9 protein-coding genes and 1 pseudogene are annotated in these 10,784 nt (G+C 71.9%); 8 read left to right on the forward strand and 2 right to left on the reverse strand.

The window, feature by feature from the left end; translation table 11 throughout:
- The first annotated feature begins 6 nt into the window (after positions 1-6).
- The gene (locus ABZS71_RS22280; RefSeq protein ID WP_355852925.1) at positions 7-426 is read left to right on the forward strand and encodes a hypothetical protein; all 420 of its coding nucleotides are present in this window, start codon (positions 7-9) and stop codon (positions 424-426) included.
- Here ABZS71_RS22280 and ABZS71_RS22285 read toward each other — a convergent pair.
- The gene (locus ABZS71_RS22285) at positions 374-1,567 is read right to left on the reverse strand and encodes an FAD/NAD(P)-binding oxidoreductase (RefSeq protein ID WP_356212738.1); all 1,194 of its coding nucleotides are present in this window, start codon (positions 1,565-1,567) and stop codon (positions 374-376) included. The genes ABZS71_RS22280 and ABZS71_RS22285 overlap by 53 nt on opposite strands.
- Positions 1,564-1,926 carry a bifunctional 3-phenylpropionate/cinnamic acid dioxygenase ferredoxin subunit gene (locus tag ABZS71_RS22290; RefSeq protein ID WP_356212741.1) on the reverse strand — a complete coding sequence of 121 codons (363 nt, stop codon included), beginning with the start codon at positions 1,924-1,926 and terminating at the stop codon, positions 1,564-1,566. Before ABZS71_RS22290 ends, ABZS71_RS22285 begins: the two co-directional genes overlap by 4 nt.
- A gap of 151 nt (positions 1,927-2,077) precedes the next feature.
- Between ABZS71_RS22290 and ABZS71_RS22295 the strand changes: the two genes are divergently transcribed.
- From ABZS71_RS22295 to ABZS71_RS22325, 7 genes and pseudogenes are all read left to right on the forward strand, one after another.
- Entirely contained in the window at positions 2,078-2,875 is a 798-nt protein-coding gene (locus ABZS71_RS22295) for an IclR family transcriptional regulator (RefSeq protein ID WP_355852916.1), read from the forward strand.
- Positions 2,876-3,198: 323 nt separating this feature from the next.
- Positions 3,199-4,284 (forward strand): S-(hydroxymethyl)mycothiol dehydrogenase, encoded by a 1,086-nt coding sequence (locus tag ABZS71_RS22300; RefSeq protein ID WP_356212744.1) that lies wholly within the window; start codon positions 3,199-3,201, stop codon positions 4,282-4,284.
- A gap of 380 nt (positions 4,285-4,664) precedes the next feature.
- On the forward strand, positions 4,665-7,112 hold the full coding sequence (locus ABZS71_RS22305) for an FAD-dependent oxidoreductase (RefSeq protein WP_356212860.1): 2,448 nt from the start codon (positions 4,665-4,667) through the stop codon (positions 7,110-7,112).
- A 68-nt stretch (positions 7,113-7,180) separates the two neighbouring features.
- Positions 7,181-7,678: an FAD-dependent oxidoreductase gene (locus tag ABZS71_RS22310; RefSeq protein WP_356212747.1), complete on the forward strand. Its 498-nt coding sequence runs from the start codon at positions 7,181-7,183 to the stop codon at positions 7,676-7,678.
- 10 nt (positions 7,679-7,688) lie between these two features.
- A complete protein-coding gene (locus tag ABZS71_RS22315; protein WP_356212750.1) occupies positions 7,689-8,846 on the forward strand; it encodes an aromatic ring-hydroxylating dioxygenase subunit alpha in 1,158 nt (385 codons plus the stop codon).
- On the forward strand, positions 8,843-10,309 hold the full coding sequence (locus ABZS71_RS22320; RefSeq protein WP_356212753.1) for an aldehyde dehydrogenase family protein: 1,467 nt from the start codon (positions 8,843-8,845) through the stop codon (positions 10,307-10,309). Before ABZS71_RS22315 ends, ABZS71_RS22320 begins: the two co-directional genes overlap by 4 nt.
- Before the next feature lie 376 nt (positions 10,310-10,685).
- Positions 10,686-10,778: pseudogene (locus tag ABZS71_RS22325) on the forward strand (hypothetical protein); the annotation flags it as partial.
- Positions 10,779-10,784 lie beyond the last annotated feature (6 nt).

Below are 10,784 nucleotides of genomic sequence, written 5' to 3' on the forward strand. Positions count from 1 at the left end.
AGCGTCATGGACGCCATGGACAAGGATCGCGACATCCCGGCGCGAGAGACCCGGCAGTTGTGGACCGAGGAGCCGGCCCGCAGGCGACGGCTGCCCGATCCGGTCCGTACGGCGGCGGTGCGGGCGGTCATCATCGTCGCGGTGACGATGGTGCAGGCGATGGTCGCCACGCTGTGCACGCTCGCGGGCTCGTGGTCCGCCTTCCCGGCCGTGCTCGCCACGGTGGCGAGCACGGTGGTCGCGACCTGGGGCGTGCTGGACGTCTGGGTGACCCGGCAGGTCTGGAACCAGCGGTACGGGGTGGTGTCCCGGCCCAGCAGCACGGCGCGGGAGATCCGCCGACAGCGCCGCCGGGCCCGTAAGGCGGAGCGGGTCACCTCCCGGCCGGCTGGGGAGCGCGGGCCAGCTCGCGGCGCAGCCGCGTGAAGGACCGGGGCCGGTTGACGCCGAGGACGGCGGTGGGGCTTGTGTCGCGTTCGTAAACGGCGAGGAAGCCGCCGCCGCCGGCCGTATCCCCTTCGAGGATCCGGACCGTGTCGGCGGGCTCCCGCCGCCCGGCGAACTGGATGCGCGCCCCGTACTGGTCGGACCAGAAGTACGGCAGGGCGCCGAACGGTTCGACGGTGGACCCGGCGAGCAGATTGCGGGCGGCCACGGCGCCCTGTGCGACCCCGCTCGTCCAGTGTTCGGCCCGTACGGTGCGTGCGGTGCCGGGCTGGGCGAGGCGGGCCACATCGCCTACGGCGACGACATTGGGCAGCGCGGTGACGCACCCCTCGTCGCACAGCACCCCGTCGTCGAGCGCCAGGCCGGAGCCTTCCAGCCACCCGGTGGCCGGCCGCACCCCGACGCCAACGACCACCACATCGGCGGGCAGCACCCGCCCGTCGGTGAGCTCGACGCCGGTGACCCGGCCGGTGCCGCGCAGGGTGGCCACCCCGGCGCCGCACAGCAGCCTCACCCCGCTGCCCGAGTGCAGGGCGGCGCACACCCGGGCCATCTCCTCGCCCAGTTGGGGCACCAGCGGCAGCGGCGCGGCCTCGACCACGGTGACCTCAAGGCCGAGGGCGGCGCAGGAGGAGGCGACCTCGGCGCCGATGAAACCGGCGCCGATGACGACCACGCGCGCTGCCCCGGCGCGCAGTTCGGCGCGGAGCCGGGCGGCGTCGTCGAGGGTGCGCAGGGTGTGCACTCCGGTGAGGTCCGGGGTGCGCAGCGTTCTGGGCGCGGCTCCGGTGGCGATGACGACGCCGTCGGTGCGCAGCGTACGGCCACCCGTGAGGCGGACCTCGCCGGCCGCGGCGTCCAGCCCCTCGGCCCGGACACCGAGCAGCCACTCGGCGTCCAGTTCGGCCTCCTCCTCGGGGTCGGTCAGGGCGAGCGCGCCAAGGCCCTCGCCCGGTTCGGCCTCCCCGGTCAGGAAGTCCTTGGACAGCGGCGGGCGGTCGTACGGGCGGTGGCGCTCCTCGCCCACGATGACCAGCCGTCCTTCGTACCCCTGGGCGCGCAGGCCCCGCGCCGCGTGCAGACCCGCGAGCGAGGCCCCGACCACCGTGACCGCCTTCACGCGACGGCTTCTTCCTGCATCGTTCGTACGGGCTCGCCGGGTACGGCGTGCACCGCGGGGTGGACATACAGCATTCCGTCGACGACCGTGACCGCGTGGGTCCGTACGGGCTTACGGGCGGGCAGGCACGTCGGCTCGCCGGATCGCAGATCGAACAGCGCGGCGTGCAGCGGGCATTCGACGTAGCAGCCTTCCAGCCACCCTTCGGAGAGGGAGGCATCCTGGTGGCTGCAGGTGTCATCGATGGCGTAGAACGCTCCGTCGGAGTGGAACACCGCGATCGGCGCGGTGGCGTCGCCGGCCTCGACACGCACCGACTCACCCTCCGGCAGATCCTCGATACGGCAGACGGGAATCATTGGCCCCCCTCACACTGATCGGTATCATGTGCGTTTTGAATGACGCATTGGAAAGCGCGATGCGCAACAGAATCCAGATTAGGAAGGCAGCCGTCAAGAGTTCCCCGTCGAGGGGCCCCACGCAGAGCCGTCGGATGGTGAGATCAGACCCATGACGAACACGACCGAGGAACGGGCCGAGGAGAAGCGGGGGGCCGCCGGGGGAGTGCAGTCGGTGGACAGGGCGGTCAGCGTCCTGGAGATCCTTGCCAGGCTCGGCGAGGCCGGAGTGACCGAGATCGCCGACGAGCTGGGGGTCCACAAGTCGACCGCCTTCCGGCTGCTCGGCGTGCTGGAGAACCGCGGCCTGGTCGGCCAGGAACGAGAGCGGGGAAAGTACTACCTGGGCGCCGGGGTGCTCAGACTGGCGGGCGCCGCCGCCATCCGCCTGGACATCTCGCAGGAGGGCGCCCCGGTGTGCCGGGCGCTGGCCGACGAGACCGGTGAGACGGCCAACATCGCCGTGCTGGACGGGGACGCGGCGGTCAACATCATGCAGGCGCGCGGCGCCGCGGCGGTCACCGCCTTCAACTGGCTCGGCCGGCGCACCGCGCTGCACGCGACCGCGAGCGGCAAGGTGCTGCTCGCGCATCTGACCGGCGAGCGCCTGGAGCGGCTGGTGACGCGGAAGCTGCCGCGGTTCACCGAGCACACCATCACCACCTCGGCCGAGCTGCGGCAGCAGTTGGAGACCGCCGCCGAGCGCGGCTTCGCGTACTCCTGCGAGGAGCTGGAGATCGGACTGAACGCGGTCGCGGCGCCGGTGCGCGGACACGACGGCGCGGTCATCGGGGCCATCGGCGTCTCGGGGCCGGCGTACCGGATGGCGCAGAGCCGGCTGCCCGATCTGGCCGAATACGCCGTGAAGACGGCCGAGGAGCTGTCCCGCCGGATGGGCTTCCCCGGCTGACCGCCACACCACCCACCACCCACGCGAAGAGGGGGCCGGAGCGTTCCGGCCCCCTCTTCGCATGTCCGGGGCCGGGCGCCCGGGGCCCGGCGGACGCGGCGATACCGGGAGTCAGCGCGGCTTTACAGGTGGTTTACGCGCACCCCTTGACCACACGGGGCAGCGACTTTCAGGATGTCTCCCATCGCGCAACACGCCGCGCCATACGCAACTCGGAGGTACCGGCGGCCGTTGAGACGGCCGCCTGCCTCCGGCCATCGAGGCAGCCATGCCAGCTCCCACGCACCGGTCCCTGCGAGCGCAGGAGAACAGAGGAGTGAGCCATGCCGCAAGAAGCCCGCGCCGTCGTCGCGGTGAAAAAAGGCGCACCCGTCGAGGTGCTGCCGGTCCTCGTGCCCGATCCCGGCCCCGGTGAGGTGCTGGTGGGAGTCCAGGCGTGCGGGGTGTGCCACACCGACCTGCACTACCGGGACGGCGCCATCGGTGACGAGTTTCCGTATCTGCTCGGGCATGAGGCGGCCGGAATGGTCGAGGCGGTGGGCCCCGGCGTCACCGGCCTTTCACCCGGTGACTATGTGGTCCTGGCCTGGCGCGCACCGTGCGGCGGCTGCCGCTCCTGCCGCCGGGGCCGCCCCTGGTACTGCTTCGACAGCCGCAACGCCGCCCAGCCGATGACCCTCACGGACGGCACCCCGCTCAGCCCGGCGCTCGGCATCGGCGCGTTCGCCGAGAAGACGCTGGTCGCGGCGGGACAGGCGGTCAAGATCGACCCCTCGGCCCGCCCCGAGGCGGCGGGCCTGATCGGCTGCGGGGTGATGGCCGGTTACGGCGCGGCGGTGCACACCGGCGGGGTGTCCAACGGCGACACGGTCGCGGTCATCGGCTGCGGCGGCGTCGGCAACGCGGCGATCGCCGGAGCCTCACTGGCCGGGGCGCGCCGGGTGATCGCCGTCGACATCGACGACGCCAAGCTCGACGCGGCGACCCGCTTCGGCGCCACCGACACCGTCAACTCCCGTGGGACGGACCCGGTCGAGGCGGTGCGCGAGCTGACCGGTGGCTTCGGCGCGAATATCGTCATCGACGCGGTGGGCCGCCCCGAGACCTACCGCCAGGGCTTCTATATGCGCGATCTGGCCGGGGTGCTGGTGCAGGTCGGGGTGCCGGATCCGGAGATGCGCATCGATCTGCCGCTGATCGATGTGTTCTCGCGGGGCGGTGCGCTCAAGTCCTCGTGGTACGGCGACTGTCTGCCCAGCCGGGACTTTCCCGTGCTGGTCGACCTCCATCTCAGCCGCAAGCTGGATCTGGAGGCGTTCATCAGCGAGACGATCTCGCTGGACGAGGTCGAGGCGGCGTTCGCCAAGATGCAGCGCGGCGAGGTGCTGCGATCGGTGGTGGTCCTGTGAGCGACGCACGCGCGGCCGCCGGGCCGCACAACGACCACGATACCCGCACCTCTGCGCCGCACGGGCGGAGAAGCGAACAAGAAGACACTGCGAGCGACGCACGCGCGGCCACCGGACCGCACAACGACCACGACACCCGCACCTCTGCGCCGCACGGGCGGAGAAGCGAACAAGAAGACACTGCGAGCGACGCACGCGCGGCCACCGGACCGCACAACGACCACGACACCCGCACCTCTGCGCCGCACGGGCGGAGAAGCGAACAAGAAGACACTGCGAGCGACGCACGCGCGGCCACCGAACCGCACAACAACCACGACACCCGCACCTCTGCGCCGCACGGGCGGAGAAGCGAACAAGAAGACACTGCGACACCCGACATCGACGCCCGCGTCGTCATCGTCGGCGCCGGGATCGTCGGCTGCTCGCTGGCCGATGAGCTGACCGCGCGCGGCTGGACCGACGTCACGGTCCTCGACCAGGGCCCGCTGCTCGCCCCCGGCGGCTCGACCTCGCACGCCCCCGGGCTCGTCTTCCGGACCAGCCCGTCCAAGACCCTCACCGAGTTCGCGGCCTATACGGTCGAGAAGTTCTCCTCCCTCGAGGTCGACGGGGTGTCCTGCTTCAACCCGGTCGGCGGTCTGGAGATCGCCACCAGCGAGGAGCGCTGGGCCGATCTGCACCGCAAGGCGGGGCTCGCCGCGTCCTGGGGTGTACGGGGCGAACTGCTCACCCCGGCCCAGTGCGCCGAGCTGTGGCCGCTGCTCGACCCGGACGCGATCCTCGGCGGCTTCCACACCCCCGACGACGGGCTGGCCCGCGCGCTGCTCGCCTCCCGCGCCCAGATCGAGCGGGCCACCGCGCGCGGCGCCCGCTTCCTGGACCGGCACACCGTCACCGGTATCGAGCAGGAGGACGGCCGGGTCACGGCCGTGGTCACCGACCGGGGCACCTTCCCCGCCGACCTGGTGGTCTCGGCGGCCGGGTTCTGGGGGCCGCTGATCGGCGCGATGGCAGGGGTGCCCGTACCGCTGCTGCCGCTCGCCCACCAGTACGCCAGGACCGCGCCGCTGCCGGAGCTCGCGGGGGTCAACGACCCGCGGACGGAGGCGAGCCGGCCGATTCTGCGCTTCCAGGACCGCGACCTCTACTTCCGCGAGCACACCGACCGCATCGGCATCGGCAGTTACGCCCACCGCCCCCTGCCGGTCGACCCGGCCGCGGTGCCCACGTACGACGAGGCCCCCGTCATGCCGTCCTCGCTGCCCTTCACCGAGGAGGACTTCGCGCCCAGCTGGGAGGACAGCGTCGGACTGCTTCCCGCGCTCGGCGAAAGCCGTGTCGAGGAGGGCTTCAACGGCGTCTTCTCCTTCACCCCCGACGGGATGCCGGTCCTCGGCGAGTCCCGCGAGGTGCGCGGCTTCTGGCTGGCCGAGGCGGTGTGGGTGACCCACTCCGCGGGCGTCGCCAAGGCCGTCGCCGAGTGGATGACCGACGGGCGGCCGGCCGTGGACGTCCATGAGTGCGATCTCTACCGCTTCGAGGACGCCCAGCGCTCCCCCGCCTATGTCGCCGAGCGCGGCGCGCAGAACTTCGCCGAGGTCTACGACGTCATCCACCCGCTGCAGCCCATGGACCAGCCCCGCCCGCTGCGGGTCAGCCCCTTCCACGTACGGCAGCGGGAGCTGGGCGCGTACTTCCTGGAGGGCGCGGGCTGGGAGCGGCCGCACTGGTACGAGGCCAACGCCCCGCTCGCCGAGGGGATCGAGCTGCCCGAGCGCGACCCCTGGTCGGCCCGCTACTGGTCGCCGATCGCCGCCGCCGAGGCCCGGATCACCCGGGAGCGGGTCGCGCTGTACGACATGACCCCGCTCAAGCGGCTGGAGGTCAGCGGGCCCGGCGCGCTCGACTTCCTCCAGCGCATGACCACCAACCAGCTCGCGAAGAAGCCCGGCGCGGTCACCTACACCCTGATGCTGGACGAGGCCGGGGGCGTACGCAGCGATCTGACGGTCGCCCGCATCGCGGAAAACGCCTTCCAAGTCGGCGCGAACAGCGGACTGGACCTGGACTGGCTGCTGCGCCACGCCCCAGCCGACGTCCATATAGCCGACATCACGCCGGGCACCTGCTGCATCGGTGTATGGGGCCCGCTCGCCCGGGAGTTCGTCCAGCCGCTGACCCGCGATGACTTCTCCCATGAGGCGTTCGGCTACTTCAAGGCCAAGCGGACGTATATCGGCCATGTCCCGGTGACCGCGATGCGCTTGTCCTACGTCGGCGAGCTCGGCTGGGAGCTGTACACCACCGCCGATCTGGGCCTTCGGCTGTGGGACACGCTGTGGGAGGCGGGACAGCGGCACGGGGTGATCGCCGCCGGGCGCTCCGCCTTCAACAGTCTGCGGCTGGAGAAGGGCTATCGCGCCTGGGGTCATGACATGACCGCCGAACACGATCCGTACGAGGCCGGGGTCGGCTTCGCCGTCCGGATGAACAAGGGCGACTTCGTGGGGCGCCCGGCGCTGGAGGGGCGCAGCGAGGAGACGGTGCGGCGCAAGCTCGCCTGTCTCACCCTGGACGATCCGGCGGCACTCGTCATGGGCAAGGAGCCGGTGTTCCTGGAAGGCGCGGCCGGGGTCGCGGCGGGCTATGTGACCAGCGCCTCCTACGGCTACACGATCGGCCGGACCGTGGCGTACGCCTGGCTGCCGGCCGGGGCCGCCGTGCCCGGCACCGCCGTCCATATCGAGTACTTCGGCGAGAAGGTCCCGGCGACCGTCGCCGCCGAGCCGCTCTTCGACCCGCGGATGGAGCGCATCCGCCGCTGATCCGGCCCGTGTGCCCCCCCGACGCCCCGCGTGAACGACCGCGTGAACGACCGCTCGGAGGACCCCTGATGGCCCCCACCTACGATGTGATCGTCCTGGGCCTCGGCGGCATGGGCAGTGCCGCCGCCCACCATCTCGCCGCGCGCGGCGTCCGCGTGCTCGGCCTGGAGAAGTTCGGCCCGGTGCACAACCGGGGCTCCAGCCACGGCGGTTCGCGTGTCACCCGCCAGTCGTACTTCGAGGACCCCGCGCATGTGCCGCTGCTGCTGCGCAGCTACGAGCTGTACGAGCGGCTGGAGCGGGACACCGGCCGCGAGGTCGCCACGCCGTGCGGCGGGGTGATGGCCGCCACCCGCGTGTACAGCAACACGCCCGACGAGCGCTTCGTCATCACCCGGCGTCCGGCACACACCGACTCGGTCACCGTCGCCTGCGGCTTCTCCGGACACGGCTTCGAATTCGTGCCGGTGGTCGGCGAGATCCTCGCCGACCTGGCGCTCACCGGTGACACCCCGCAACCCATTGAGCTCTTCGACCCCCGCCGACTGATCGCCGCGCCCGCCTGAGGAGAACCCCATGACCGTGGCTCCCGAATCACCCGCCGCCACCGCGTCCAGTCTCATCGCCACTCTCCCCGGTCACTGGTACACCGCTCCCCAGATCTTCCGGCGGGAGCAGGAGCATCTGTTCGAGGCCCTGTGGTTCTGCGCGGTGCGCAGCGCCGATCTGGACCGGCCCGGGGCGTTCCGCACCGTGCAGGTCGGCCGCGAGAGCGTGCTGATCACCCGTAACCGCGGCGGTGAGCTGCGCGCGTTCCTGAACATCTGCCGCCACCGCGGCGCCCGGCTGTGCACCGAGGAGTCCGGCACGGTGCGGCGCTCGCTCCAGTGCCCGTACCACGCCTGGACCTACGATCTCGACGGCAAGCTCACCGCCGCACCCAATCTGCAGAGAATGCCCGATATCGACCGGGTCGAGCGCGGGCTGCTGCCCGTGGCGCTGCGCGAATGGCTCGGCTATGCGTGGGTGTGTCTGGCCGAGGAGCCGCCGTCGTTCGAGGAGACGGTCATCGGGGCGGTCGCCGAGCGGCTCGGCGACGCCGGTGCCGTGGAGCGCTACGGCGTGGCGGGGCTGTCCCTGGGCCGCCGGATCAGCTATGACATCCGCGCCAACTGGAAGCTGATCGTCGAGAACTTCATGGAGTGCTACCACTGCGCCACGATCCACCCGGAGCTCACCGAGGTACTGCCGGAGTTCGCCGACGGCCTCGCGGCACAGTACTTCGTCGGGCACGGCGCCCAGTTCGCCGAGGAGGCCGAGGGGTTCACGGTGGACGGCAGCGCGGGGTTCGGCCGGATCACGGGCCTCGCCGCCGAGCAGGACCGCCGCTACTACGCGATCACCGTGCGGCCGCAGGTCTTCATCAACCTCGTCCCCGACCATGTGATCGTCCATCGGATGTTCCCGCTCGCCCCCGATCGCACGCTGGTGGAATGCGACTGGCTCTACGCACCCGAGGTGGTCGCCTCCGAACGGGATCTGTCCAAGTCGGTCGAGCTGTTCCATCGGGTCAACACCCAGGACTTCGACGCCTGTGAGCGCACCCAGCCCGCGATGGACTCACGCGCGTACCGCCTCGGCGGGGTGCTCGTCCCCAGCGAGCACCACATCGGCGCCTTTCACCAATGGGTGACGGACCATGTCCCGACCCCGGAAGCGGAGGAATGCCCGTGACTGATCTCTTCATCGGTGGCCAGTGGACCGGCGCGATCGACGAACGCACCCGTGAGATCCGCTGCCCGGCCGACGGATCGCTGGTGGCGGTCGTCGACGAGGGCGGCGGCAAGGACGCGGCCGAGGCGGTGGCCGCCGCCCGGCAGGCATTCGACCAGGGGGCCTGGCCGCACACCCCGGTCGGGGCGCGCGGCGATCTGCTGCTGCGCGTCGCGGACCTGCTGGAGCGCGACAAGACCGGACTCGCCCGCGCGGAGTCCCTGGACACCGGGAAGCGGCTGGCGGAGAGCGAGCTCGACATCGACGGTGCGGTGGCGTGCTTCCGCTACTACGGGCAGCTGGTGCGCACCGAGGCGGACCGGGTCGTGGACACCGGCACCCAGCACGCCGTCAGCCGCGTCGTCAATGAACCGGTCGGTGTCTGCGCGCTGATCACCCCATGGAACTATCCGCTGCTGCAGACCTCATGGAAGGTGGCGCCCGCGCTCGCCGCGGGCAACACCTTCGTCCTGAAGCCGAGCGAACTGACGCCGAGCACGGCCATCGCCGTGACGCGGCTGCTGGAGGAGGCGGGGCTGCCCGGCGGAGTGGCCAATCTGGTGCTGGGCCCGGGCGCCGAGGCCGGCGCCCCGCTCACCGACAACCCCGATGTGGATCTGGTGTCCTTCACCGGGGGTCTGCGGACCGGGCGCCGGATCATGGCCGCCGCCTCGAACACCGTCAAGAGAACCTCGCTGGAGCTGGGCGGCAAGAACCCCAATATCGTCTTCGCCGACGCGGACTTCGAGACCGCCGTCGACTACGCGCTCACCGCGGTCTTCCTCCACTCCGGGCAGGTCTGCTCGGCCGGCGCCCGGCTGCTGGTGGAGGACCCCGTGCACGACGCCTTCGTCGAGGAGGTCGTACGCCGCGCCCGCCGAATCCGGCTCGGCGGGCCGTTCGACGCACACGCCCAGACCGGTCCGCTGATCTCCGCCGCGCACCGGGCCAAGGTCGAGGCGTATGTGGCCGCGGGGATCGCCGAGGGCGCACGGCTGCGCTGCGGGGGCGCCCGCCCCGACGATCCGGACCTGGCCGACGGCTTCTACTATCTGCCGACCGTTCTGGACTCCTGCCACCACGGCATGTCCGTGCTGGCCGACGAGTCCTTCGGACCGGTGCTCACGGTGGAGCGCTTCACCGACGAGGACGAGGCGGTACGGCTCGCCAACGACACGGTCTTCGGGCTCGCGGGGGCGGTGTGGTCCGGCGACGAGGGGCGCGCGCAGCGGGTCGCCTCCCGGCTGCGGCTGGGCACCGTATGGATCAACGACTACCACCCCTATCTGCCGCAGGCGGAGTGGGGCGGGTTCAAACAGTCGGGTACCGGGCGGGAGCTGGGGCCCAGCGGGCTCGCCGAGTACCGCGAGACCAAGCACATCTGGCGCAATACGCGTCCGCGTCCCCAGGGCTGGTTCGCCTGAGCGGCCGCCGCGGGCCGTGCCGGGGGCCTGGCCGGACCAGGCCCGTCCCCCTCCTGCCGCGACCTCGTCGGCACCCTCGCACAGACCGACCGGCGCGTCCGCGACCGCCCGCTGGAGCGCTCGTCCGTTCGGGTGACCTCGTGTCCGGGGAGCCTCCGACCGCCTGGTCGTGCGCACCGCGGTCGACAGCGCCGGCGCGCTGGCGACGATCGACGGCGGCGCCCTCCTGGACACCCTCGCCGGGCGTGGGGAACGGGCCGGCCATCGCGGTGGGCCGACAAAGGATCGAGGTCGCCGGCCGCCTGGGCACGCTCGAACTCCTCAACCAGTTCTCCGGGTCTTACCCGACCAGGGCCCCTACAGCGGCGGCACTGTGGTGACCGTCATCGGCCGCCACCTCACCTACGCCACAGCCGTGTTCTTCGGTCCCCGCCCGGCGGCGAGCTTCGCCGTCCTCGACGACGAGACCATCGTC

This window comes from Streptomyces sp. NPDC005393 (assembly GCF_040606675.1).
In the GTDB taxonomy this organism is placed as follows: domain Bacteria; phylum Actinomycetota; class Actinomycetes; order Streptomycetales; family Streptomycetaceae; genus Streptomyces.